The organism is Microcoleus sp. Pol14D4, assembly GCF_036701245.1.
In the GTDB taxonomy this organism is placed as follows: Bacteria; Cyanobacteriota; Cyanobacteriia; order Cyanobacteriales; family Microcoleaceae; genus Microcoleus.
In genome coordinates this window covers 36981-63197 of record NZ_JAUBQM010000027.1, presented here as the reverse complement: position 1 = coordinate 63197, position 26217 = coordinate 36981, and the positions used below count along the sequence as shown (strand labels likewise).

Here is a 26217-nt window from a genome sequence, read left to right as displayed (position 1 = left end):
TACCGAGTATCCACTCCTCGGCAACAAACACCCGCCCAACTGGGATCGCGAAGCTGTAATCCGCTACAATCTGTGTTTGGTAAAGAATTTTTACAAGTTCACAGCCCATTACAGCCTTTGCGGCTTGTACTACCCAACCTGCCTGAAAATATGGATTTTGCTACTCTTGCTGCCCAGCTAAATGCTGGAACTATCTTGCCAGAGGGAATTGTCATCATCACCCTCTTGGTGGTTCTCGTCGGCGATTTAATCGTAGGCCGCAGTTCCTCGGGTTGGACTCCCTACGTTGCCGTTGCGGGTTTGCTGGCCGCCGTCGCTGCCTTGTGTTTGCAGTGGGATAACACGGATACCATCTCGTTTCTGGGCGGTTTTAACAGCGATGCCTTGAGTTTAGTGTTTCGCGGAATTATCGCTTTGAGTGCGGCTGTCACTATTTTGATATCCGTCCGCTATGTACTGCAAACTGGTACTGCTTTAGCGGAATTCATCGGCATTTTACTAACCGCTACTTTGGGGGGAATGTTCCTCAGCGGCGCTGATGAATTGGTGATGATTTTTATTTCGTTGGAAACTCTGAGTATCTCGTCTTATTTGCTGACAGGTTACACAAAACGCGACCCGCGTTCCAATGAAGCTGCTTTGAAATATTTGTTAATTGGGGCTTCTTCTTCGGCGGTGTTTCTCTACGGGATTTCGCTGCTGTACGGGTTGTCTGGCGGCGAAACGAAGTTAAGTGCGATCGCGGCTAACCTTTCTACTGTGAATGAAGGTCAATCTCTCGGTTTGGTGATTGCTTTGGTTTTTGCGATCGCCGGAATCGCCTTCAAAATCTCTGCGGTTCCCTTCCACCAATGGACTCCTGACGTTTACGAAGGTTCTCCTACACCCGTTGTTGCCTTCCTTTCTGTCGGTTCCAAAGCAGCCGGTTTTGCCCTAGCAATCCGCTTGTTAACAAGTGCTTTCCCCGCACTTACCGAACAGTGGCACTTCGTGTTCACGGCCTTAGCCATTCTCAGCATGGTGTTAGGAAATGTGGTTGCCCTCGCCCAGACTAGCATGAAGCGGCTTTTGGCTTATTCGTCGATCGCCCAAGCCGGTTTTGTAATGCTGGGTTTGATTGCAGGAACAGAAGCCGGTTACTCCAGCATGATATTTTATCTGTTGGTTTACCTGTTTATGAACTTGGGTGCTTTCGCCTGCATCATCTTGTTCTCGCTGCGGACTGGAACCGACCAAATTAGCGAATATTCGGGTTTGTACCAAAAAGATCCGCTGTTAACTTTAGCCTTAAGTATTTGCCTGCTTTCTCTCGGTGGAATTCCGCCCCTGGCTGGATTTTTCGGCAAAATCTATCTGTTCTGGGCCGGCTGGCAAGCAGGACTTTACGGCTTAGTTATTCTGGGATTAGTTACCAGCGTAGTTTCGATTTACTACTACATCCGCGTTGTCAAGATGATGGTAGTAAAAGAACCTCAAGAAATGTCAGACGCGGTAAAAAATTATCCCGAAGTTCGCTGGAACCTTCAGGGAATGCGGCCTTTGCAAGTCAGCGTTGTACTCACTTTGGTGGCGACAACTTTGGCGGGAATTTTATCGAATCCTTTGTTTAATTTGGCAAATGATGCTATTACCAAAACTCCCATGTTGCAGTCGGCATTGAGTCATGTGCAACCTGTTGTGGGTGCGAAAATCGAATCGAATTTGGTGTCTCGCCGGGATTGATTTTTCCTGGTTTTGAAATAGTGGAAAACGCCTGACTCTTTGAAGTTGGGCGTTTTTTTTTTGTTGTGATATACTGTTAATTAGGATTTTTAACCGCAGATGTAGCCACCAGATTAACGCAGATAAAAGTTAGTACAGAGGCAACAATGTTAGTACAAAGTAAGGCAAAGTTTTATACTCCAGATGAGTACCGGGATTTAGAGGAAACTGCTGAGTTTAGAAATGAATACCGCGATGGAGAAATTGTACAAATGAGTGGTGTCAGTATTAATCACACCCAGATAATCGGTAATATTTATGCGTTATTAAAATCTGCTTTGCGGAGAAAGAATGCCCGACCATTTATGAGCGATTTGCGGTTGTGGATTCCTCGGTATAGACGCGGGACTTATCCAGATGTGATGGTAGTTGAAGGAGAATTAGTTTGCACAGAGGGACGGAAAGATGAAATACTCAATCCTGCGCTGATTGTGGAAGTGCTTTCTAAGTCTACCAAGGATTTCGATCGGGAGGATAAGTTTCGGTTTTATCGATCGATCCCTGAATTCCGTGAATATGTGTTAGTCAATCAATCTGAGTTTTTAGTCGCACAATATATTAAAACCGAATCAAAGGAATGGTTGTTTCGGGAATATGAGGGGGAATCAGCAATAGTTTCCTTCGCTTCAGTGGAAGTGCAAATGTCGATGCTCGATATTTATGAGCTGGTTGTATTTGAAAGCCCGGAAACAGAAGTGCAGCAATAAAATTCATGCTGTGGGGTGATGCAATGTCTAGCTTGGTAACGGTAAAATAATAATAATTTGGTTGGTGGTAAGGACTTTAGTCTTCTAATTTTTATGAGGGAAGATATGGATAACTACCGAATTGTCGAAACTTTTACCGAAAACCAGGTTTCCGACTTGATGGATTTGTATAAAAACGAGTTTTGGAGCGACAAGCGGAGGCGGGAGGATGTTCTGAAAATGCTGGCTTCTACTGATGTTACCATTGGTTTGGTCGATGAGTGCGATCGGCTAATTGGCTTTACCCGAGTCATTACCGATTTTGTCTACAGAGCCATGATTTTTGATGTGATTGTCAAGCCGACACACAGAAAATGTGGACTGGGTAAGGTGTTGATGGATGCAGTGTTAAATCATCGCGAACTGCAAGCAGTGGAGAGTTTCGCTCTTAATTGTTTGCCGAACATGATGCCGTTTTACGAGCGTTGGGGTTTCACAGATGATGTGGGCGAAATGAAGTTTATGCGGCGAACAACAGGCTGAACTCAGCCCCTTGAAATCCCCAATTTTTCTCGAATTACATCTTCTTTGAAACCTACTAAAACAGCCGTTCCATCTTTAACGAAAAGAGGACGTTTCAGCAGCATCGCATCCTTTGCAAAAGCCTCTACCCACTGTTCGCTAGTCCAATTTTTCTTGTCATCGCCCAAAGCGCGGTAAGATTGACCGGAAGTATTTCGCATGGGTTGAAAACCCAAAGCAGCTACCCAGTTTTGAATTGTTTCGCGAGTCGGCGGCTGTTCTTTGGTGTTAATGAACTCGTAATTCACATCGCTATCTTTGAGCCAGTGGAAAGCTTTTTTGCAGGTTCCGCAGTTCGGGATTCCGTAAACTTGAATTGACATAATAATGACTACTAACTAATGACTACTGACTAATCTAGCTTGTTGAACCCATTTTTGCACGCGATCGACTGAAGGAGTCAAGTCATTGCGCTGCATTGTCGCTACGTGCAGCCTTAAAACTTGTTGGTGTAATCTCTCCACGGGCATTTCAGCCAATTGAGCCGGCGAAGCAACGCCCGCGTGCAGTAACAGCCCGCAATACTGACACCCTACACTTGGAATTCGAGCCAAATTTGCCATCGCTACCCATTTATTAACATATTGAATGTTAATCTGTAATTGATGGGCTAGCAACATTTTCGCAGCCGGTGTTTTCGTCATGCGAATTAGTTGTCCGGTTGTGGTGATGCTGCACTCTTCCAGTTGAGATTGGTTTTCCTTGCTCAATCCCGGTAAGTGTGCGATCGGCCAATCGCGTACTTGCGCTGAAGTTTGAGGAACTTTGGGAGAAATTTTCATGTTTTTTCAGTGAACTTTACTTATACTTTAAAGTCTAAAATATCAAACAGTCAATAGAGGCGATCGATCGCGTCACCCAATCAACAAAAACCCGACCAAGGAATTTGACTAATTGCGGATGTTGTGACATTTCTGTTAATTGCCTGCAAAGTAGCACTTTTAGCCTGTTTTTCCTGACTGTGGTTCAGGCTTACTGCTTAACCCAATCATCCCGGCGATGACGACAAAGACTATAAAAAAGACAGCCTATAAATGATAGCAAAAAATCAGATAAAGATGAGAGTTTTCTCAAAAATGTCTGCCAAGTTGGCAGTCTGAATTTTAGCGCTTTAATGCTGAGAATGCAAAAACTTTCCCTGACTGCAAACCCAACTCAAACTTATCGGTTTCTACCCATGAAAATTACAGAAGGTTATGATTTGTTAACTAATACTCTACACCAACGGCGGCAAAAACTGGCTCGTTTAATTAATTTTCCGGTAATTTTATGGTCGGGGCGCAGCATTCCTCGCAATTATCCGGCACTTACTTATCCCTTTCGTGCCAGCAGTCACTTTCTATATTTTGCTGGTTTGCCCTTAGAAAATGCTGCCATTCGCTTAGAGTCGGGGAAATTAGAATTGTTCTTAGATGACGCACCTGCTAGCAGCACTCTTTGGCACGGAGAAATGCCGAAAAGAGCAGAAATTGCCGAACTAATTGGGGCTGATGCTGCTTTCCCAATGGCCGAATTGAAAGCCCGATCGATCAATGCAGCAACGATCGCTATTCAGGATTCTTGGACTCAGTTGCAACAGTCTCAAATTCTAGATCGCCCTCTGGCACCGCCCAACTCGCCAACCGGAATCGACCTAGAATTAACTCAGGCGATCGTATCTCTGCGCCTGAGCCACGATGCAGCCAGTTTGGCCGAATTGCGTCAAGCTGCGGCTGTCACCGTAGAAGCTCACAAAGCGGGAATGGCGGCCACTCGAAATGCTCAAATTGAAGCAGGGGTGCGCGCTGCAATGGAAAGTGTCATCATCTCCAAAAATATGACCTATGCCTATCCTAGTATCGTGACTGTGCATGGAGAAGTGCTGCACAGCGAACATTATCACAATCCCCTACAAGCCGGAGATTTGCTGTTAGCAGATGTCGGTGCGGAAACATCCACGGGATGGGCGGCTGATGTGAGTCGCACTTGGCCGGTTTCTGGCAAGTTTTCTCCGACTCAAAGAGCAATTTATGATGTAGTTTTGGCAGCACACGATGCTTGTATCGATCGAGTTAGTCCGGGGGTGGAATATCAAGACATTCATCTGTTAGCTGCTCGAATTATGGCAGAAGGATTGGTTGATTTGGGAATCTTGCGGGGCAATGTTGAAGATTTGGTAGAAATGGATGCTCACGCGCTATTTTTTGTACACGGTATCGGACATTTAATCGGTTTGGATGTTCACGATATGGAAGATTTAGGAGATTTGGCTGGCTATGAAGAAGGAAGAACCAGAAGCAGTCGGTTTGGGTTGGGATTTTTGCGGCTGAATAGAGTTTTGCGTCCGGGAATGCTGGTATCGATCGAACCGGGATTTTATCAAGTTCCGGCCATCTTAAATAACCCAGAAAACCGTGCCAAATATGAAGATTTTGTTAACTGGGAGGAGTTGGAAAAATTTGCAGATGTGCGGGGGATACGCATAGAAGATGATATACTTGTCAGCGAAAAGGGTAGAGAAGTATTGACAGGCGAATTGCCCACAAAAGCTCCGGAGATTGAGGAGTTAGTTGCGGTAAATACGTAAGTAGAGCCGAGTTCGATCGCACATACGCAGTTCCATCAGGTGTGAAAAAAGATAAAGATGAATAAAGGTTGGTCAAGAAATCTTTTGATATTAGTTAAAAAAGTGGTCTCGCAAGTCAGAAAATTCGCAGCACTCATACTTCCACGCATGGTTCGTAAACCTATATCCTCGCGACCTCCGATGCAAGCTGCACCTTTGCCCAGCAACGAAGAAGAGAGGCTAGAAGCACTTCATCGCTACGACATTCTAGATACAGAGGCCGAAGCAGCTTTTGACGATCTCACAGCTTTAGCCTCGTATATTTGCGGCACTCCTATTGCTTTAGTAAGCTTAATAGATTCTAACAGACAGTGGTTTAAATCAAAAGTCGGTCTGGAAGCGCCAGAAACTCCGAGAGAGTCAGCTTTTTGCGCCCACGCTATTTTAAATCCCAACCAATTGCTAGTTGTACCCAATGCTTTAGATGACGATCGCTTTGCCGCCAATCCGCTAGTAACTTCCAATCCAAATATTCGGTTTTATGCTGGCGCGCCGCTAGTAACTCCTGACGGTTATCCGATCGGCACTTTGTGCGCGATAGATACAATTCCTCGTAATCTCACCCCACAACAGCTAGAAGCGCTGCGGACTTTAGGACGGCAAATTATCAACCACATGGAGTTGCGAATCAATCTGACTAAATTAAAGCGCGCACAGATCAAGAACAAACAAGTAGAAGAAAAACTCCGTTCTACAGACGAGCAAATTGTCAATTTTTTAGAAGGAATGAGCGATGCTTTTTTTGCTTTTGACACGCAGTGGCGATTTACTTACGTCAATTACAAAGGATCGCAATTTTTGAAGCGCTCCCAGGAAGAACTTTACGGTAAAAATTTTTGGGAAGAGTTTCCAGAATTCGTGAATTCTGATTTTTATAAAGAGTATCATGAAGCTGTAGCCAAACAAATTGGAGTGGCTTTTGAAAAATATTATCGTCCCTTAAAAGTGTGGCTGGAAGTCCGGGTTTTTCCTTCTCACGACGGCATTTCTGTGTTTTTTCATGACATAACTAAGCGCAGGCAGATGGAATCTGCACTCAGGAAAGAACAGAAAAAAACTGAAAGTTTACTGCTAAATATTTTGCCAGAACCGATCGCCCACAGGTTGAAGTCTAAACCGGGGGTAATAGCAGACAAGTTTGAAAAAGCAACAATTCTTTTTGCTGACTTGGTGAATTTTACCCAGATTTCTACTACTATGTCCGCCACTAAATTAGTATACTTACTGAATGAAATTTTCTCAGCTTTTGACCAACTGAGTGAGAAGCACGGCTTAGAAAAAATCAAGACGATCGGGGATGCTTACATGGTCGCAGCCGGTATTCCCATTGAACGTCCAGACCACGCAGAGGCGATCGCCGAAATGGCGCTGGATATGCTAGCAGCAATTAAGGAATTAAATGTGAAGCTAGACGCGAAATTTGACCTCCGCATCGGGATTAATAGCGGGCCGGTGGTAGCGGGGGTAATCGGCACTAAAAAATTCATTTACGATTTGTGGGGAAATGCGGTGAATACAGCCAGCCGCATGGAATCTCACGGCATAACAGGTCGCATTCAAGTCAGCCACTATACTTATGAGCTGCTCCAGGATAAATATGAATTTGAAGATCGTGGCGAGATCGAGATTAAAGGTAAAGGGGAAATGCAGACTTATTTGCTGATGGGTAGAAAAATAGCAAGCGAGCTCAAAATCTCAGAGTAAATAAAACTAAGACTGGAAAGTACCTGATTGTTGAGGGAAACTCCGGAGGCTGCGATTAATCGCCTCTTCGGCGCGATCGCCCTGTGGCAGAACGGCTGCTGCAGATCAACCAAATAAGATTATGCTATAGACAGAGATATCGGAGCAATCCTAGGCGCGGTACTCGACGTTATAAAAATACTAAGTTGAAGTCGTCGGAGCCTTTAATAATGGTTCAATTTCATATTCAAACAGATAGCGATATTCCAGCATCCACCCAACTATTCAATCAAATCAGGTTCGCGATCGCCTCGCGACAATTTCCGCCCGGACACCGCTTGCCCAGCACCAGACAGCTAGCCATGCAGACAGGTTTGCACCGCAACACCATCAGCAAAGTATACCGCCAGCTCGAAAATACCGGACTCGTAGAAGCGCAAGCAGGATCCGGCATTTACGTCCGCGCTCAAGGCAACGAAGTTGTAGGCAACAAACACAAATCTCCGATCCTCGAAGAATATCCCCTTGCCAACAAAATAGTGCAAGGAAGTATCGATAAACTGCTGGAACAGGGCTGTACGCTCAACCAAGCGAGGGAATTATTTTTGGCCGAAATTGACTGGCGGCTCAGGTGCAGCGCCCGCGTGGTCGTCACAGCCCCTACAGAAGACATCGGCGTGGGTGAACTGATGGCGAAAGAACTCGAACAAGCTCTTCGCATTCCCATACAGTTAGTCCCGATGGAACAGCTAGGTACTTTTTTGGATCAAATTTCTTCGGGAACTGTGATCACGAGTCGATATTTTATCGGAGAAGCAGAATCGATTTCGGCACCGCGTTCGGTGCGAGTTATTCCCGTAGACATCTACGACTACAGCCAGGAAATCCAGTTAGTGGGGGGTTTGCCGAAAGACAGTTATTTGGGTCTCGTCAGCCTGAGTCCGGGAATGCTGCGATCGACCGAAGTCATCATCCACAGCATCCGGGGAGAGGATTTGCTGGTGATGACGGCCTTGGTGTCGGACGAGTACAAGATTAACTCGATCGTGCGATCGGCCAGAACAATTTTTTGCGACCAACCGAGTTTTGCTACAGTAAAAGCTGCCATCAATGCGGCTAGAGAAGATATTATTCGTCCCCCGCAACTGATATGCTCCGAAAATTACATCGGATCTAAGTCGATTAATTTGCTCAAGCGCGAGTTGGGCTTGGGGTGACGAAGGAAGAAGGAAGAAGGAAGAAGGAAGAGGGAAGAAGGAAGAAGGAAGAAAAACAATTCAACTTTTTTAAGTTACCAATCCCAATGCCCAATGCCCCAATCCCAATTCCCTGTTTGGCCAATGCCCAATGCCCAATGCCCAATTACCAATTACCAATTATCTATGACAATTGAAATCCAACCTTCAATTAATGTTAAAACGGCGATCGAAAGCCGCCGCGCCGCCCGCAGCTTCAAACCAGATCCGATTCCCCCAGCAATATTGGCAGAGATTTTGCGGTTGGGAGTGCGATCGCCCTCTGGTTACAATTTGCAGCCTTGGCGGTTTATCGTACTTCAAGACCCAGCCAGCAAACAAAAATTAAAAGCTTGCGCCTTCGATCAGCGCCAAGTGGTAGAAGCCCCAGTAGTATTAATCTGTTGTGGCGATCGACGCGCCGCCGGGTCCAAAAACACCGAAGCCGTCATCGAATTGGGCAAAGCCACAGGGGCAATGAATGACAATTTAGCCGGTTATATGCGACAAGCAATTCCGCAATTGTTCGAGAACCGTCCCTGCTTCGACTCCCTAGAAGCTTGGACAAACAGGCATACAATGCTCGCAGTAGCCCACTTAATGATTGCAGCTAAAAGTTTTGGGGTAGACAGTTGTCCGATGGAAGGTTTTGTCAGCGCTAAGGTGAAAGAAGCCTTTCAAATTCCCGAAGAAGTAGATGTTTGCTGTTTGCTGCCACTTGGTTATGCAGCAGAACCTTTCAAACAATATGGCGGACGTTTTGAGGTAACTCAAGTTTATTACAGCGAAAGTTATGGTCAGGCTTTGCAAGCTGAGATTTGAGAGTTAAGATTTTGTTGCAACTTGAATTTTAAGAGTTAAGGCTTGGAATGAATCGATGCCAAAGTTCAAACCAATCAAAAATCCCGAAAGTTCTGCAATCTAAAATCTAAAATTCACAATCTAAAATCGAAAGTGGTGAGATAAGACAGAGGAGAAAATATGACAGTAGCAACGCGACAAAGCAACGCCCAAATTCTCGAAGTAAAATTGCAGCAACACTTGCAAGCTGCCGGATTTAAAAACTTACCGCTTTATATTAGTTGTGATTTTCGAGATGAATCTTTAACTGTTGTGGGAGAACACCCGCGCAGTTTAGTTCTCAAAGCCAAACCGACTTTTGCGGTGCTAGAAGCAGCAATTCTCGAAATAGAACCAGAATCTATTCAACAGATTGGACTTTGCCTAAAAATTACCGGGCAAAAACAGCCTTATGCTTTCCATTCTTTTACCATGCACAACCCTGTTTTGTCAAGACCAAAAACAGTGCAGTTGTTCAAAAAAACAGAGAATGCCCCCGCAGCAGAAACCGGGATAGTATTAACAGAAAATGTGGCTCAGACGGCGGATGTAGAGGAGGAGATACCGTTAGAAACGGATGGGAAAGATGCGTGGGATGAAGAATATTTTCCCAATTTGTCTGAGAGTTCCAGCAATTCCGATCCGATCGCCTTTAAAGTAGCTGCCATACCGACAGATATTGCAGACAATCCCTTCAATCCGCTGGATATGGAAGCGGTAACAGTTGCCCAAAAACCCAAGCATTCACCGTTTGCGATGCTGGCTGCTGCAGGAATCATCAGTGTCGCCGCGCTAGTTTTGGCAGGCGGTTATTATATGCTGAGCCGCCCCTGCGTCATCGGAGGATGTAGTGCTTTAGCTAATGCCAAACAGTTGAGCGATAATTCGACGAAGACGCTAAAAACTTCAAAAGTTGCCAACAGCCCCCAAGAAGCGCAGCGACAGTTAAAACAGGCGATCGCCCTTTTGGAACCGATTCCCTCTTGGTCAATTCATCGCGGTGAAGCTCAAAGCGCCCTGGAAAACTACCGGAAGCAAAATCAGAATTTAAACTCTGCGATCGATGCAGCGCGCCTCGCACAGTCAGCAGCCAAGAAAACCCAAAATCCGCCTTATTCTGCCGAGGACGGTCAGGAAGCGCAAGCTCTGTGGCAAAGTGCGATCGCCGAACTCGGAGAAATCCCCCCAGACAGCCCAGTTTATCCATTTGCTCAGAAAAAGTCAAAAGAATACCGGAAGAATTTAGCAACTGGAAATCGGCAGTTAAGCACAGAGAAACAAGCCGAAAAAACGCTGCTCGCCGCAAAAAATACGGCCCAAATAGCAGAAGCTCGCGAAGCAGTAGCTCAGACAGCCGAGACTTGGGCTCAAGTGCAATCAGGTTGGGAAGAATCCCTCGACATCCTATCAGCAATTCCCACGAGCACGACATCTTACCAACAAGCTAAACTGCTAGTTCCCAAATACGAAACCAAACTTTCAGAAGCTCGCGAACGCAAAAATGTCGAAGGAATTTCGGAAAATGCGTATACTCAAGCTGTGACTTTAGCAGCGGAAGCTCAAATTTTTGAAGGCAAAAACGCCTGGTTTAAAGCATCTGAATCCTGGCGGAGAGCTTTGAGTTACGCGGAGCAAGTGCCGGCGGCAACTTCCTATTCTCAGAAAGCCCAACCGCTGATCGCTTCCTACAAAACTTCCTTGCAGCAAGCAGAAGTAAGGTTGCAGGAAGAAAGAAACCTGCAAAAAGCCCGCACCGATTTAGATAAAACTTGCAAAGGCAACCCCAAGATTTGCGACTATACTGTTAGCAAAGATTTGATTGCGGTGCAGATGACTCCAGGTTACGTGCAGAAACTGCAACAAACCTTCATCCAAGCGAACAACAACAATGCTGTGAAGACTCGTCAAGCTGTAGAAAAGCACGTTCAAACATTGCAAAAAGCTTTGGAGGCGATCGCCGAAAACGCCAAAATCCCGATGCAGGTGTACGATAGCGAAGGCAAGCGGATTGGGAGTCACGAACCGAAGTAAGCTGTTACGGCATTTAATTTTAGTTTTTGGGGCGGGCTAGAAGCAACGCCCCACTCATTGTTTCAAGAAACATGATTGTTACAATTAAATGCGCGCTAAGAACTTAGAACACACGCTACAATTTTGGCAATCAAACTCTATAAAAGGATGTTAGCCATCAAATGCTAGAAAAGGTCAAACTTCATAACTTCAAAAGTCATAAAGATACAGAACTTAGTTTAGATAGTTCACGCCTACACGCACTGGTAGGACAAAACAGTTCGGGTAAAACATCAGTGTTGCAAGCATTGCATTATCTCAGTCGGCTTGCTAATTCACCCTGGTTCAATATTTTTCAGCATGAAAAAGAGCCTCAATTTATTACAACAATTGGGCAAGATAATATGTCGGTTACTGCAATTGGTTTTTGGAAAAACCCATATCTAAATGATTGGGAAGCTTCCTATGAATGGAGACAAGCCGTTACTCAGGAGTGGAGTTTTAGAGCATTATGGAATTCCGCTCAAAATCAGGAAAATAGGAAAGGAGAGTCAATAGATTCCTTAATGGATACTCCAGAGCCAATTCAGCAATCTTTGAGATACGCAGTTCACCTAAAACTCGTAGCCAGTAATCTTGCTAAAGCAGCTTACAGTGATGCAATTACACCGCGAGTTGAGTTCGATGGTTCAGGGTTAGCACCTACCTTAGACTATCTTCGTGACGAAGATCCAGATAAATTTCAATCTTTAGAGAAAATGTTGAAACGGATTGTACCAAATGTACGCGAGGTAGGGGTAAGGCGAGCTAAAGTTATGGTCAATCGCCAACGCTTAATCGAAGTCGATGGCAAATCTATCTCCTACGAAGAAAGTCAGGAAATTGTAGGGAAAGAAGTTGTCTTAGACATGAATAATGGTAAGCGTATACCAGCCCATGCCATTAGCGAAGGAACAATGCTCGCTCTCGGATTACTGACTGTTTTGATGAATCCCAATCAACCTAACTTAGTGTTACTAGATGATGTTGAACAGGGACTCCATCCCAAAGCGCAACGAGACTTAATCGCTGTTTTAAAAGAAATTCTTCTAGACAACAGCAATCTGCAAATTATTTTTTCTACCCATTCTCCTTACATTGTGGATGAACTTATTCCTTCTCAAGTCCACGTATTAAGTAACAACAATTCAGGTGTGACTCGTTGCAAACGATTGGATGAACATCCTGATGTAGAATGGGCAAAACAAACTTTAACCACCGGAGAATTCTGGGATGCGGAGGGAGAAGATTGGGTGGTTGCAGGAGAAATAAATGATTGAGTTTGTGGTGATTGTGGAAAGTAGCGCAGATGCACTAACCGCTACTAAATTAGCCGATCGCATTTTAGTAGAAAAAATTGATTGGTTAGAACCTGAGATGCTGCAACATCTAGTTCAATGGAGTGGTTTAGAAGCTGGCACAGAGAATTCTTGCTGGAAAAATATTAATCAAATTATAGATAATTTCCAACAAAGCTTAGGATTCCGTCCTCCAAGGTATTTAGGTCATCGTAAAGATGGAGCATTAAAAGCTGATGGTGCAGCAGCTATAAAAATTCTGAATTTAGTACGATTTATTCAAAAAACACGACAGATTGAAGCAGTTCTCCTAATCCGCGATCTAGATAATCAACCTGAACGAAGACAAGGGATCGAGCAAGCGCGTTCAGAACACATCGATCGACAACCTAAATTAGCAATTATTATTGGTACAGCCGAGCGAATGCGGGAAGCTTGGGTGTTGAATGGGTTTATTCCATCTAATCAAGAGGAAAAACAAATTCTTCAAGAGATAACGACCGAATTGACGTTTAATCCTTGCGAAGAGTCACACAGGCTGCGATCTAACTCCTTGACAGAACCCGATCGCATTAGAAATCCTAAAGTTGTTGTCGAAAAGCTAACAGGTGGCAAGATGGAACGCGAACAACAGTGCTGGGAAGACACGCCTCTGGAATTTCTACGAAAAAAAGGTGTTTATACAGGCTTAACAGCCTATATTGATGAAATCGAGGAACGATTAATTCCAATTATTGGAGCTGCTGAGTAAGATCAGCCCGATATTCCCTAAACCTGCCCCCACCGGATCTTGTGGTCGATAAAGTCACGGGCGGGGCGGGTTTATGATATTTATCATTTGTGTGGGAGATATTGGTGAACCCGCCCCTCGGTAATCATAATCAATTTACATCTACAATTACCAATTCCCAATTACCATTTTATCAATTGTGCATCTTGATTAAAAAACTTCCGGGACAATCCCTCAGTCAACAGCAGAGTTGCGATTACAGTTGCCAGCGCTAACACAAACATAATTAAAATCTGGTAAGATGCTGCATCGAGAGGACTGACACCGCTCAGCATTTGACCTGTCATCATTCCGGGTAAAGTTACGATTCCTACCACCGTCATTGTATTTAAGAGGGGGATTAATCCAGCTTTGATCGCGTCTTTGCGGTATTGTTTTACTGCTTGCTGCGGCGTCGAACCTAAACTTAAATGGGTTTCTATTTCTAACTGGCTGCTATTAACTGTACTGACAAGTCTTTCGCCGGCGATCGCCCCGGAGTTCATGGCATTGCCCAAAATCATACCCGCTAAAGGAATCAGGTATTGCGGTTCGTACCAAGGGTCAGGTTGCAAAATTAGCAAGTTTGTATAGGCGAGAGTCAAAGCCGTACTGATAAAAATTGAACCCCAAACTAAGGGCAGTAAGTTCTTGATTTTTTTGCTGATGCGGTTGCTGGCAACCATGCTAGCTGTTGTCAGCATGATTGCTAAAACTGCTAAAACCAGCCAAGGATTTTTCCCCTCCGGGTCAAATACGACTGCGAGCACGTATCCGACTAAAATTAGCTGGATTAGGGTGCGCCCTGCCGCGATCGCGATCGCCCCCTCCAGCCCCAATCCCTGCCACGCCGAAAGCCCGATCGCGATCGCCACCATCCCCAAAGCCCAACCCAAATCTGTAAAATCTAGCAGAATTAACACCGGCCCACCCTTTCGATAATGTGATTGTTTGCCTGTCCAAATATAAGATATTGCAATAAAGGTTTCTGAGAAACAGTTTTGCTGCAAGAATTTGCTTTGATAATGCTTGAAATTTATGGTGTGAAGAGTGAATAATGTTCCCCCCCTCGACTTAACCCGCCAATACGCCCAGATTGGCGACGAGATAACCGCTGCGGTGCAAAAAGTGCTTGCCTCTGGCGGCTACGTAGGCGGCCCGGCCGTGAAGAGTTTTGAACGAGAGTTCGCCGACTACACCGGAGTTTCCGAGTGCGTTGGCTGCAACTCCGGCACCGATGCCCTGATTTTGGCTTTGCGTGCTCTCAAAATTGGCCCCGGCGATGAAGTGATTACCACTCCTTTTACCTTTTTTGCTTCGGCTGAGACAATTAGCGCCGTCGGTGCAACTCCAGTATTTGTCGATATTGACAGCGAGACTTTTAATCTGGATGTCGAACTCCTGGAGGCGGCAATTACCGACAAAACCAAGGCAATTATGCCAGTGCACATCTTCGGCCAACCGGTAGACATGACTCGGTTGATGGAAATTGCGACTCGGCACAACTTAGCCGTAATTGAAGATTGCGCCCAGTCTGTCGGGGCCGAGTGGCAGTCTCGAAAAGTTGGCAGCATCGGTCATGTCGGCTGCTTCAGTTTTTATCCGACCAAAAATTTAGGCGCTTGCGGTGACGGTGGCGCGGTGACGACAAACGATCCTGCCCTCGCAGCTTCGATGCGAGTGCTCAAAGAACACGGACAGTCTTCTAGATATTTCTACGAAGAAATCGGGTACAACAGCCGTTTAGATGCCCTGCAAGCGGTGATTCTCAGCATTAAATTGCGGTATCTCGACAGTTGGAACGCGCAGCGGCAGGAGAAAGCGGCACTTTACAGCGAATTTCTCTCCCGCGTGCCCGGAGTTGCCGTCCCCAAAGAGTTGCCGGAAGCAAAAGGAGTTTGGAATCAATACACGATCCGGCTGACAAGTCCAGAAGAGGCGCAAAATCCCTCTGGCGATTTTCGAGATTGGATGCGAGCTCAGTTGCAGGAATGTGGCATCGGTTCGATGGTTTACTATCCGTTACCTTTGCACCTGCAACCTGTTTACAAATCTTTGGGTTATCAAGCAGGTCAGTTGCCAAAGGCTGAGCAAGTTTGTCGCGAAGTCTTGTCTTTGCCGATGTTTCCGGAACTGTCGAGGGATCAACAAGAGCGGACGATTTATGGGCTGAAAGATTGCTTGGCAAAGGCCGATCGCATCCGGTAGCTTTGGCGCGATGGCGTCAGCGAGGGAAATGCAGGAGGAGAAAAGAATTGCAGGGTTGCAGTGCTGTGAGAATGTGCAGGGTTCAGGGAGAGCTGTTAAGTATTTTGACCGATCACTTGTACTTTTATGTACTATATTTAATGAAAAGAAACAAATTTAGGCTAGCAATCCGCCTCGAACGGGTGCATTTTCCGCTCGCCTAAAACTTGAAATGCGATCGGTCAATGATGAAGAAGGAAGTTCGGCAACGGATTCTGTAACGGATGTAACGGATGTAACGGATGTAACGGATGTCAGGAAGAGGGAAGAGGGAAGAAGGAAGAAAGAAGGAATAAGATTTTAACTTTTAACTTTCGACTTTCAATCCCCGATGCTTTTAGGCCCAATGCCGGATTTCTGGTTTCCGATGCCCGATGCCCGATGCCCAATTCTCAATTTAACCTGTAATTTTCATAAGATAAGAGGAAAATAAACGAGTGCCTCAGTATCAATTCACTCAGGCTAGACGCTACGATCCACAAGCGATCGCTCAATATTACCGCAACCGTCCTTGGAAAGCAATTTGGCGCGCAATTACCGTTATTTGGTCTTTTGCAGGCTTCGTTCTGGGGATGCTGTGGGACAGTTGGCAGCACGAAGTCGCAGCACACCAGCCGGAACGGGCCGCCCACCTGCGACAAATACTCACTCGCTTGGGTCCCACTTTCATTAAAGTCGGCCAAGCCCTTTCTACCAGACCGGATTTGATCCGCAAAGACTTTCTCGAAGAATTGATCAAACTTCAGGATCAATTGCCGCCGTTTGACTCCGTGCGCGCTTTCGAGATTATTGAAGCAGAACTCGATCGCCAAATTAGCGAAACCTACAGCGAAATCTCCCCCGAACCTGTCGCCGCGGCAAGTCTCGGTCAAGTCTACCGAGCTCGCCTCCTCACCGGGGAAGCAGTAGCAGTCAAGGTGCAGCGACCGAATTTGCTGCCAGTCTTGAGCCTTGACCTTTACTTAATGCGCTGGGCCGCTGGATGGTTGGGCCCGTTGCTGCCGCTGAATCTCGGTCACGACCTTTGTTTAATAGTCGATGAATTCGGTATCAAATTGTTCGAGGAAATTGATTATATCAATGAAGGACGCAACGCGGAGAAATTTGCTACAAATTTTGCCGACGACCCGACAGTAAAAGTTCCGAGCATTTACTGGCGCTATACTTCAAATTGCGTTCTGACTCTCGAATGGATTGACGGCATCAAGCTGACAGATATGGCAAGTGTTAAAGCCGCAGGTTTGGATACCGATAGTTTAATTGAAGTCGGAGTCCGCAGCGGTTTGCGGCAGTTGCTGGAACACGGATTTTTTCATGCTGACCCCCATCCGGGAAATCTGTTTGCCTTAGCGGACGGCCGCATGGCTTACATTGATTTTGGGATGATGGATCAGATGGAAGAAACAACTAAAGAAACTTTGGTTGATTCTGTCGTTCATTTGATCAACAAAGATTACTTAGAGTTAGCTAAGGATTTTGTCAAACTGGGCTTTTTGACACCAGATACAGATATTATGCCGATCGTTCCGGCGCTGGAATCTGTACTCGGTGATATCGTCGGCGAAAAGGTGTCAGATTTTAACTTCAAGACGATTACAGACCAGTTTTCGGAGTTGATGTACGATTATCCTTTCCGGGTGCCGGCGAAATTTGCCTTAATTATTCGCTCTCTGGTGACAGAAGAAGGTTTGGCCCTGACGCTGAATCCGAATTTCAAGATAGTCGAGGTGGCGTATCCTTATGTAGCGCGGCGTTTGTTGAACGGAGAATCTCCGGCACTGCGGCGGCGTCTGATTGAGGTATTATTCAAAGATGGCAAATTCCAGTGGAACAGGTTAGAGGACATGATCGCGATCGCTCGATCCGATCGCAGTTTCGACTTGCTCCCCACAGCACAACTAGGCTTGCAATTTTTGCTGTCAGAGGAAGGGTCGTTTTTGAGACGCCAGCTAATGTTAGCTTTGATTGAGGACGATCGAATCCACACCGAAGAAGTTCGCAGCCTGTGGAACTTAGTCAAGGAAGATTTGCAGCCCGGTCGCCTGTTCAACGTTGCTCTAGGCGCTTTGACGGAGTTTTCCACAGCAGGAGCAGCGGCGCTAACTCGGTTTTAATTAGAAGGAAGAAGGAAGAGGGAAGAAGGAAGAAGGAAGAGGGAAGAAGAAAGAAAAATAATTCTACTTTTGCCGATTCCCAATTCCCAATTCTCAATTACCTACTCCCAATTCCCAATTACCCAAATTACCCAAATTAAGGAATTATTCGTGTATTATTTTCCAGAACCTCCCTATTTTTTAATGTCGGCTGGACTGCTAGCAGGGATGGCCTCCGGTGTAGCATTTGAAGCAACTCTCAAACAATCCGTACAACAGTGGTCTAAAAATCGTTCTACTCGCACCTTGGCTAACCTGCCAAGGCTGCAATTGGTCATACCTTTTCTGGGAATGGCTGGCGGTATTTGCGTATTTTTAGCTTCTGGAATGGAGATTTTTGGCTTCCCAAAACTACTTTCTTATGCCCTAGCTTTGCCACTGACGCTACTCACAGGCTGGCTAGTTTGGACTCAGTTGGGTAAGCTTTTGATCGAGTTAGAACGCGGAGGTTCCCAAGCGCTGGATTTAGATTCTTTTGAACAATGAAAGTTAACTATCAACCTCTTTTTATCAGAAAGAAGGGGGTTGATAGTTCTCTAAGATTATCCTATTTGATGTTTTTTGAAACGCAGAGAACGCAGAGGAAGAGAAAGAGAAAGAAGAATATGACAACTTATGCAATAATTACTGTAAAATTTTTAAAATCTAAAATCTAAAATCTAAAATCTAATGAGTATTGTTATTGTTACGGGTGCGGCGGGATTTATTGGCTCTAACTTAGTAGAAACTCTTTTAAATAGAGGGGACACGGTTATCGGTGTTGATGAGTTCAACGATTATTACGACCCGGCTCTCAAGCGCAAGAATATTGCACGATTTGAAAAGTATCCGGGGTTTGAATTGGTGGAAGGCGATATTTTGTCTCTAAATTGGCAAGGTCTTTTATCCGATGTTAAGGTAATATTTCATCAGGCGGCGCAAGCAGGAGTTCGTGCTAGCTGGGGCGACGGTTTTCGCAGCTATACAGAACGGAATATTAACAGCACTCAAGTATTGTTAGAAGCGGCTAAAGATGCGCCAAACTTGCAAAAGTTTGTCTATGCTTCTTCTTCTTCTATTTACGGTAATGCTGAATCTTTTCCCACGAATGAAAATGCTTGTCCGCACCCGGTTTCTCCCTACGGAATTACGAAATTAGCCGGTGAACGTTTGTGCGGGCTTTATTACAAAAATTTTGGCCTTCCGACTACTTCGCTGCGCTATTTTACCGTTTACGGGCCCAGACAGCGCCCCGATATGGCTTTTCACAAGTTTTTTAAGTCGATTTTGTTTGACGAGGCTATTTCAATTTTCGGCGACGGATTGCAAACGCGGGATTTTACGTTTATCAGCGATTGCGTGGCGGCGAATTTAGCGGCGGCTGAGGTTCCAGAAGCTGCGGGAGAAGTTTTTAATATTGGTGGGGGAAGTCGGGTAGTTTTGAGAGAAGTTATTGATACAATAGAGAGAATTGTCGATCGACCTATTCGGATAGATTTTAGCGAAGCTGCGAGGGGAGACGCGCGGCACACTAGCGCGGATGTGTCTAAAGCCAAGAAAATCTTAGGTTATCAGCCGCAGGTTGCTTTAGAAGAAGGCTTAAGGCGCGAATGGGAGTGGATTCAGTCTTTGTACAGTTAGAGTACAGTTAGATGCTATCTATCCCAGAAATTCCGCAGCTTAAATTGAAAATTGTTAATTTTTCTAATTCCCCAAGTTTTGAGATTTCTCCCCAAGCGAACCAACAAATTTGGAGGCGCGAGTTTTGGCTGTGTTTCCGGCGAATTCAAATAGCGATAGTGGAGAAATACGTCTCGGTAGGGAATCTCAACATCTTCGCCAGCACACAATCGAGTAAACTTTGCAGCCGAAATACTCATGTAGTGCAAGTAAGTCAATCGTCGCCCTTTGTCATATAGAACATAATCTATCACCTCAAATTGAGAAGACCAATGATTTCCCGTTACCTGTTCGGGTTCAGCATATGCAAAGTTGTAAAAAGAGATATTGCTGCGGGCGACTAAATAGTTAAGTAAAGATTGGTCAGCGCCCCGTAAAGACATAATTTCCGCTTCTCCTGATGTTAATTTTTCTAAAAGTTGATAGCAATTATTTCTATTTAAAACCCCTAGTTTTGACGCAAACCAACCCGCACAAAAAGTATGAGATTGCAGTTCATCCAATTTTAAAATTTGAGGTAATTTTGGGGAGGACAAATCAAATATATAATTGAGGTCGGATTTGTATTGAAAATCGTTTGCTACCCAATCAAAATCATCAAGCTTTTGATAAATGTATTCTAGAGAACCCATTAACAGAGTGTCTGCGTCAAAATAGATAAATTTATCAAAAGGGCCGTCGAAACAACATAATTTTCGGTGCATTTCCAAACATTGAACAGGTTTCAAACCTTTAGATTGCCAAACTTTTTGAGCTTTTGCATGAGTTTTCCAAACTTGAGTTGCAAAGTCTTCCCAGAAAATGATTGAATCGGTATTTTCAAACAGGGTGACATTGTGTAGGCGGGAAATGTGCGATCGCACTTTTTTCAAGTTATCATCATAGGGAATGATGCAAACTGGAATATCTTTGGCCCCATTGACTTCGAGACTGTTCAATAAAGCGACTAAGTGGTCAAAAACAACATCGTTTGCTAGAACATAAATGCCATCAGTCATCGGATTTTAGTTAATAAGTAACCCAGCACATATATATTGCTTTTTAGGTGCGCGCAAGATGCCCACACCACAAGAAATAAAATTTATTGATTGTGGAACAGGCATCTGGCCTGTTCTTCAAAGCTTGTTGACAATGATAGAACATATGATTTTATCCTCACCTACTGAAAGCAAGAAATATTTTTTGCACTAAATTTGGCTGTTCCTCATTGAGATAACGATAATGTTTCCAAAGTTTCCAATAAGGGCTACCAGATTTAATCGGGATTCCAGCCCAGTGAAGATATTTTAACCTTTTGCCTTTGTCATAAAGAACATAATTTATTTCCTGAAAATGCTTGGAACCAGCCCAGCTTCCCGGTTCGGTTGCTGAATCTTTAACAAGATTGCAGCGCTTGAGAATCAGTTTAAGAATGATATAATTTAGTATAGGTTGGTCTGTGACATTTTGAGTAAAGTCGAAATATTCTCGATGCTGCGAACATTCTCGCAAAATTTCATACATTTGCGATTCTGTAATAGTTTCTTTTCTGGAAGCCCAAAAACCGCTGTTAAATACATCTTGAAGCTGTGAGTCTGTAAAGATATTTTGTTCTTTTACAGCAGGTGAAAATACATTTCGCAGTTTTTCGCTGAGGTAGTGGTAGTCGCAGCAAAAAAAGTCTACCTCTGATAGTTTGTTGAGGTTGGCTGCGATGTCTTCAAAGACGATGATATCGGTATCGATGTACAGAAATTCATCAAGCGGGCCAAACCAGGCGGCGAGTTTTCGCATTTTGTTGGGGAGGGCTAAAAAGTTGCGATCGAACATTTGGCCAATTTCTCTGGTAAACTGTTCCACAAACTCCAGATTTGGGAACAATCGCACCCCGTGGAGACGGCTGAGTGCGGCTGCCACTTGCTGATAATTGTCGTCGAAGGGAATCAGAAAAACAGGTACTTGACAATTGTACAGACGTATGCTGTTTAAAAGGGCGATCGCACTTTCCATCACCTTATCATTCGCCACAATATAAATACCGCGACTCACATCAAATCCATTAACATCAGAATAATTCATCTCTCTCTTCTCTAACTCTGCGTTCTCTGCGTACTCTGCGGTTTAATCATTAAAAAAAAATCCCAACTACATCAAACATTTATCCTCAACCTTCTCAATACCCTGGTTAACAAATTCGCCCCAGAAACCTCAGTATAAGACTTTGGCGCTTGGGCAAAAATCGGCTGCTTGGACGGTTCGCGGAGATAGCGGTAATGCAGGAACAAATCGCGATAGGGAAACTCAATATTTTCGCCCGCACAAACTCTCCGAATTAAATCCGGCGGCACACCAATATAATGAATGTAAGTAAGTCGGTTTCCATTGTCGTACAAAATCCGATCTTGCTCTTCAAAATGTTTAGAAGTGACGCTGCACCCAGTTTTTTCGCCATCCGGGAGACTGCAAGCAAAATTATAGCTATTCATCCCCGTTTTCATCACCATATAATTGAGCAACGGCTGTTCTCCAGCACCTTCATAGAGAATTTCCGCCTCGCCCGATTCCAGTTGATCTAACAGCCATTTCCTAGTATTTTGCTCAAACAATCCTTGCTTGCTGGCGTAAAATCCCGAACAAAATATTTCCGAGTCGATCCGATTTTGCTCAAAAACTTCTAGGAGTTTTGGCGACTGAATATTGTATACTTTAGTTGGGTCGCGAAATTGAAAATCATAAACCACAAAATCCGATTCCTCTAACTTCTGAAAAACCGCATCCAGGGAATTCATCACCAAAGTATCCGCATCCATATAGATAAACTTTTCAAACGGGCCGTCGAAAGCGCAAAAGCGCCGGTGTGCGCCGTAAAGCCGAAATTTTTTGCGGTTCAAACGCTCTGGTGCGGCTGCTTGCATGAATTTATCCCATAGCTGAATAGATGCGTTATCTTCATAAACAAAGACGTTGGGACGGTTGACTATTTCAGCTTTGATTTGCTCGATTTGCTCGTCGAAAGGATAAATACAGACGGAAATATTTGAGCCTAAGATAATTTCAATACTGTTGAGCAAGGCAATTAGTTGGTCGTAAACTGTATCGTTGGCTAGCGTGCAAATTCCGTTCATATCTATAGTCTCGCGAAGGCGGACTTGGTTTATGTAGTTGCGATTTCCACCGCCGAATCATTTAAAGGGTAAAAGAACAGAAAAGGGCGAGTCCGGGTGACCGCAGCACAGAACCGAAAACCGGAGACTACGCCAAATCCGCAGCTACGCGAAAACCGATCTTCCTGCGGCGACCGCCCGCCGAAAGCCAGTTACGATCGGCACTGCGACAATTGACCGCATAGTTGTCCCAGGAACCGCCACGCAGCATACGGTATTCAGATGTGCCCGTTTCCCAGCAACTTCCGTCAGTTGGTGCGCCGTTATAGTTTTCGTGCCACCTATCGCTGCACCATTCCCAAACATTGCCGTGCATATCGTACAGTCCAAAGGCATTGGGGGGAAATCTCCCGACATTGGTTGTTTCTTTACGGGAAAGTCCTTTGGGAGCGTTTGCGTAGGGGTAGTATCCGTGATAATTGACTAAATCCGGGGTAATGTTTTCTCCAAAATGAAATTCGGTTGTGGTTTTCGCACGACAGGCGTATTCCCATTCTGCTTCACTCAGGAGGCGATATTTTTTCCCGTTTTTTTGCGAGACTTTGGCACAGAATTCGACGGCATCATCCCACGATACATTTTCTACACAACGTTTTTCCCCTTTGAAACCCGATGGGTTGTTTCCCATTACTGCTTCCCACTGTGCTTGGGTGATGGGGTATTTGCCTGCAAAAAAAGCCGGTACCGTGACTAGATGGTGCGGATTTTCGTAATCATATCGTCCTTGTTCACTGTTAGGCGAACCCATCATAAATGTGCCTCCGGCAATATAAACCATTTCCAGCACAACTCCATTCCCCAAGTCTTCGGCGAAGAAGTGAGCATAATAACGGCAGCGACTGTTTTCTTTTCCTTTAGCATTTACTGTTATCGCATCAAAGTCAAAAGTAGGAAAATATTTTTGTAACTGCTTTTTTATATTTGGTTCATCTCTATCCTTCAGTACCAAAAAGGCTGCCAACTTCACCTGCAGCGATTCATCTTGCAGTGCCCCAACGATCAAATCTAAACCAACATCTCCATATCTGATTGCTTCAGACAGCGCAGCAATTTTTACCTCGACAATCGGTGAAGCCAAACGACTCTTAACGCCGGGAATCCCGCCTAAAACAGCCGCAGCGAATGGCAATTGAGATTCACCGCCCTTGACGGCATCGTATTTTTTGGGTTGATTTTGGTTTTCTGTCATTGCCCTATTTCCTAAGATACAAACTTAGACAGCCAATTAAGCAAGTTCAATTCATGGAGAATGATTTGTCTGGCTTCGGCAATTTTATCCCTCGCTTCATGCCAATAATCCGCAGTAGCCACAACCTCTTTAATAAATTCTACTCCTTTCTCATCCAGACTGGGCAGCCGCAGAAAACTCCCCGCAGGCAACAATTTATCCGCCGCCGAACCGCCGTAATAAATTGGCAAACACCAAGCTAACAAAGCATCCCAAAGCTTCTCGCTGACATACCAATCGTTTTCGGCATAATTTTCAATAGCTAAGTTGTAATAGTATGGTGCCACGGCGTGCCATTTATTGTTTACAGTGCCGTTTCCGCGCGCCCAAGTTGGCAAGTTTCGCCCGTAAAGGTCAAAATCCAATTCTTGCGATCGCAGCAATTTGATAAAATCTAATCTGTGGCGGTGATTGGCGCTGCGGCTAACACCTGAAGTTATCCAAGAACAGGATTTAGTTTTTGGCGGCGCAGGCATTTCATCGAGTTCTCGAAACGAGTTAGAGTGATACCAAATCGCGGGCATATAATCTGGTTTTGGGGCGAAGTCGTCTGGCCCGGAAACGTAACCGCAATAAAGTTTGGCTTGTTCGTAGTTGGCTTTGGTAATTTCAATAACTTCTGGTAATGGTGGCTCGCGGATCAGGTAAATTATGCGTTCCTTGGGGACACCGCGCAATTTTTCTCGAATGTCCTCTTCTGGGTTTTGGGGGCTTGGGCGGCGAATTTTGTCGAGCCATGACTGCTTTTTGGGCGATCGGGGAAAGTCGAATTGATACATGAGTAAAAAGTCTGGTTCTGGGTGATTCGCTAACATTTGAATGTTGCCCCATTTGCCGAAGTTGTGGGGGGTTTGTTGCCACAGCCAGTCGCTTTGACTCATGCCTGGATAGGTGGTGATTGTGCCGATGATTTTTGGGTTCATATCTAATAATAAATCTAGCAGTATGTAGGGTGCGTCAGCTTGGGTGATTTTCGCAATAATTGATAATTTAAAAGCTGACGCACCGCACAGTTAATGGTGCGTCAGTTTTGATAATTTTATCAATTGTCTGTCGCCTGCGGACTGACGCACCCTACCAATGACTCATCTACATAACCCAGAATTTTCTGTATCCTATTTTCCCACGAAAATTGCTTGACAAAATTTATAGTTTCTGAATAACCTTCGATTTTCCTCGGATATTTGGTTAAACAATCTCGAATGCTTTGTGCGAACTTACGCGGGTTATCCGGTTCGCACCAAGTTGCTGCTATATTTCCCGATTTAAATTCCATTAAAGATGCAATCTCCGTCGCCACAATCGGAGTTCCAGATGCCATGTAATCAAAGAATTTTAAAGGAGATGTGAACGTCGCGGCCTCTGTCAAACAGTGAGGATGAGTCAAAACATCGGCTGCTTGCAGCAAGCTAGCCAGTTGATTTTGAGGCAGGTAGCCGAGAAATTTAATGTTGTTAACTTGCTTGGATTTGGCTAACTGCTGGTAGGATGTTACTTGGGATGAATCACCGCCCGCGATCGCAAATTGAACCAGCGGCAATTCCTGAGCTACATCCACCAACATATCAACACCTTTAAACGGGTAAAGTCCCCCTGCATAAACAGCTAAATGCTGTTTGTCATTTTGTAATAATTGCTGTCGCCAATTCTGAGCAGCTTCTGTTTGTCTCGCGAGAAAAAAATGGTTAAAACCGTTGTGCAGCGTAATTACTTTTTCTGGTGGCATCCCATTCAAAATCATGCTGTCTCGGACAGTATCTGCAACAGTTACAGCAATTTGAAATAGAGGATTGCGAACAATTTCTGGTTCAAAATTTTTGTTTTCGTGGTGGTGCTGTTCGTAGATAGCGGGAATACCGTTTTTAATGGCAGCTTTGACAAAGTTCCAGTCGCGGGTGTGGACAATTTGAGTCGATTTAAGCAGGTGAATTGGTAAATAGTATTTTGAGACGATCGTACTCGAACTCGTCCACTTACTTTCCCAAAGGTCGATCGGCCACGGCATCGGTAAATCTGCTACTTTTAATTTATCTTGAATATTGTAAATTTTGGCAAGTTTGTCATCGGGTTTCGTGGGTTGAAAAGGAAAAAGCAAATCAACCGGATTCAAAGCACCCCAGCCTTTACGGAGGTATACCAAAACTGCTGGATAACCTAGGTTTGCTGCGGCATTGGCAGAGTGTGCAACTTGAACTAAGCTCGCTACATTGGGTTGCGGTAAGATATTTCTGGTAAAAAATACATAATATTTAGACATGGTAATTGGTAATTGGTAATTA

General features: G+C 44.7%; 24 protein-coding genes. 15 read left to right on the top strand and 9 right to left on the bottom strand.

Translation table 11 applies throughout. The features are described from left to right. Positions 1 to 150: 150 nt before the first annotated feature. The 3 genes from QUA33_RS12525 to QUA33_RS12515 all read left to right on the top strand — a co-directional run bounded on the left by QUA33_RS12525 (position 151) and on the right by QUA33_RS12515 (position 2990). Positions 151 to 1722: an NAD(P)H-quinone oxidoreductase subunit N gene (locus tag QUA33_RS12525; protein ID WP_333148868.1), complete on the top strand. Its 1572-nt coding sequence runs from the start codon at positions 151 to 153 to the stop codon at positions 1720 to 1722. 146 nt (positions 1723 to 1868) lie between these two features. Continuing rightward, on the top strand, positions 1869 to 2468 hold the full coding sequence (locus QUA33_RS12520; RefSeq protein ID WP_333148860.1) for a Uma2 family endonuclease: 600 nt from the start codon (positions 1869 to 1871) through the stop codon (positions 2466 to 2468). Positions 2469 to 2573: 105 nt separating this feature from the next. Continuing rightward, complete coding sequence (locus tag QUA33_RS12515; RefSeq protein WP_333095041.1) at positions 2574 to 2990, top strand: GNAT family N-acetyltransferase; 417 nt, start codon at positions 2574 to 2576, stop codon at positions 2988 to 2990. 2 nt (positions 2991 to 2992) lie between these two features. On the opposite strand, the gene QUA33_RS12510 is transcribed toward QUA33_RS12515, so the two are convergent. Both QUA33_RS12510 and QUA33_RS12505 read right to left on the bottom strand, forming a co-directional pair. Then, positions 2993 to 3352, bottom strand: coding sequence for a Spx/MgsR family RNA polymerase-binding regulatory protein (locus QUA33_RS12510; RefSeq protein ID WP_333095043.1), 360 nt, complete (start codon positions 3350 to 3352; stop codon positions 2993 to 2995). Positions 3353 to 3367: 15 nt separating this feature from the next. Continuing rightward, on the bottom strand, positions 3368 to 3811 hold the full coding sequence (locus QUA33_RS12505; protein WP_333148859.1) for a DUF4332 domain-containing protein: 444 nt from the start codon (positions 3809 to 3811) through the stop codon (positions 3368 to 3370). A 395-nt stretch (positions 3812 to 4206) separates the two neighbouring features. Here QUA33_RS12505 and QUA33_RS12500 point away from each other — a divergent pair, with 395 nt between their 5' ends. From QUA33_RS12500 to QUA33_RS12470, 7 genes are all read left to right on the top strand, one after another. Next, positions 4207 to 5595, top strand: coding sequence for an aminopeptidase P family protein (locus QUA33_RS12500; RefSeq protein WP_333148858.1), 1389 nt, complete (start codon positions 4207 to 4209; stop codon positions 5593 to 5595). 180 nt (positions 5596 to 5775) lie between these two features. Further along, positions 5776 to 7338, top strand: a complete 1563-nt coding sequence (locus tag QUA33_RS12495) for an adenylate/guanylate cyclase domain-containing protein (RefSeq protein WP_333148857.1) — start codon at positions 5776 to 5778, stop codon at positions 7336 to 7338. 209 nt (positions 7339 to 7547) lie between these two features. Next, positions 7548 to 8534: a GntR family transcriptional regulator gene (locus QUA33_RS12490; RefSeq protein ID WP_333041052.1), complete on the top strand. Its 987-nt coding sequence runs from the start codon at positions 7548 to 7550 to the stop codon at positions 8532 to 8534. Between the two features lie 165 nt (positions 8535 to 8699). Continuing rightward, the gene (locus tag QUA33_RS12485) at positions 8700 to 9374 is read left to right on the top strand and encodes a nitroreductase family protein (RefSeq protein WP_333148856.1); all 675 of its coding nucleotides are present in this window, start codon (positions 8700 to 8702) and stop codon (positions 9372 to 9374) included. 159 nt (positions 9375 to 9533) lie between these two features. Then, positions 9534 to 11423, top strand: a complete 1890-nt coding sequence (locus tag QUA33_RS12480; protein ID WP_333148855.1) for a hypothetical protein — start codon at positions 9534 to 9536, stop codon at positions 11421 to 11423. 161 nt (positions 11424 to 11584) lie between these two features. Next, positions 11585 to 12721, top strand: a complete 1137-nt coding sequence (locus tag QUA33_RS12475) for an AAA family ATPase (RefSeq protein WP_333148854.1) — start codon at positions 11585 to 11587, stop codon at positions 12719 to 12721. Next, positions 12714 to 13490 (top strand): hypothetical protein, encoded by a 777-nt coding sequence (locus QUA33_RS12470; protein ID WP_333148853.1) that lies wholly within the window; start codon positions 12714 to 12716, stop codon positions 13488 to 13490. Before QUA33_RS12475 ends, QUA33_RS12470 begins: the two co-directional genes overlap by 8 nt. A gap of 161 nt (positions 13491 to 13651) precedes the next feature. Here the strand turns inward: QUA33_RS12470 and QUA33_RS12465 are convergent, their stop codons facing one another. Then, positions 13652 to 14431, bottom strand: coding sequence for an ABC transporter permease (locus QUA33_RS12465; RefSeq protein ID WP_190742169.1), 780 nt, complete (start codon positions 14429 to 14431; stop codon positions 13652 to 13654). A 127-nt stretch (positions 14432 to 14558) separates the two neighbouring features. On the opposite strand from QUA33_RS12465, the gene QUA33_RS12460 reads away from it, so the two are divergent. The 5 genes from QUA33_RS12460 (at position 14559) to QUA33_RS12440 (ending at position 19528) form a co-directional block, all read left to right on the top strand. After that, entirely contained in the window at positions 14559 to 15716 is a 1158-nt protein-coding gene (locus tag QUA33_RS12460) for a DegT/DnrJ/EryC1/StrS family aminotransferase (protein ID WP_333095051.1), read from the top strand. 211 nt (positions 15717 to 15927) lie between these two features. Beyond that, on the top strand, positions 15928 to 16059 hold the full coding sequence (locus QUA33_RS12455) for a hypothetical protein (protein ID WP_333148852.1): 132 nt from the start codon (positions 15928 to 15930) through the stop codon (positions 16057 to 16059). A gap of 133 nt (positions 16060 to 16192) precedes the next feature. Then, a complete protein-coding gene (locus QUA33_RS12450; protein WP_333148851.1) occupies positions 16193 to 17869 on the top strand; it encodes an AarF/ABC1/UbiB kinase family protein in 1677 nt (558 codons plus the stop codon). A gap of 69 nt (positions 17870 to 17938) precedes the next feature. Next, the gene (locus QUA33_RS12445; RefSeq protein WP_445304773.1) at positions 17939 to 18394 is read left to right on the top strand and encodes a hypothetical protein; all 456 of its coding nucleotides are present in this window, start codon (positions 17939 to 17941) and stop codon (positions 18392 to 18394) included. Positions 18395 to 18577: 183 nt separating this feature from the next. Continuing rightward, on the top strand, positions 18578 to 19528 hold the full coding sequence (locus QUA33_RS12440; RefSeq protein ID WP_333148850.1) for an NAD-dependent epimerase/dehydratase family protein: 951 nt from the start codon (positions 18578 to 18580) through the stop codon (positions 19526 to 19528). A 14-nt stretch (positions 19529 to 19542) separates the two neighbouring features. Here QUA33_RS12440 and QUA33_RS12435 read toward each other — a convergent pair whose 3' ends face one another. The 6 genes from QUA33_RS12435 to QUA33_RS12410 all read right to left on the bottom strand — a co-directional run bounded on the left by QUA33_RS12435 (position 19543) and on the right by QUA33_RS12410 (position 26195). Beyond that, positions 19543 to 20565, bottom strand: coding sequence for an Npun_R2821/Npun_R2822 family protein (locus tag QUA33_RS12435; RefSeq protein WP_333148848.1), 1023 nt, complete (start codon positions 20563 to 20565; stop codon positions 19543 to 19545). 157 nt (positions 20566 to 20722) lie between these two features. Then, positions 20723 to 21595 (bottom strand): Npun_R2821/Npun_R2822 family protein, encoded by an 873-nt coding sequence (locus tag QUA33_RS12430; protein WP_333148867.1) that lies wholly within the window; start codon positions 21593 to 21595, stop codon positions 20723 to 20725. Between the two features lie 101 nt (positions 21596 to 21696). Next, entirely contained in the window at positions 21697 to 22671 is a 975-nt protein-coding gene (locus QUA33_RS12425; RefSeq protein WP_333148847.1) for an Npun_R2821/Npun_R2822 family protein, read from the bottom strand. 127 nt (positions 22672 to 22798) lie between these two features. Continuing rightward, positions 22799 to 23899: a formylglycine-generating enzyme family protein gene (locus QUA33_RS12420; protein ID WP_333148846.1), complete on the bottom strand. Its 1101-nt coding sequence runs from the start codon at positions 23897 to 23899 to the stop codon at positions 22799 to 22801. A gap of 11 nt (positions 23900 to 23910) precedes the next feature. Then, positions 23911 to 24861, bottom strand: coding sequence for a glycosyltransferase family 10 domain-containing protein (locus QUA33_RS12415; RefSeq protein ID WP_333148845.1), 951 nt, complete (start codon positions 24859 to 24861; stop codon positions 23911 to 23913). 119 nt (positions 24862 to 24980) lie between these two features. Beyond that, complete coding sequence (locus QUA33_RS12410; protein ID WP_333148844.1) at positions 24981 to 26195, bottom strand: glycosyltransferase family 4 protein; 1215 nt, start codon at positions 26193 to 26195, stop codon at positions 24981 to 24983. Between the last annotated feature and the right edge of the window lie 22 nt (positions 26196 to 26217).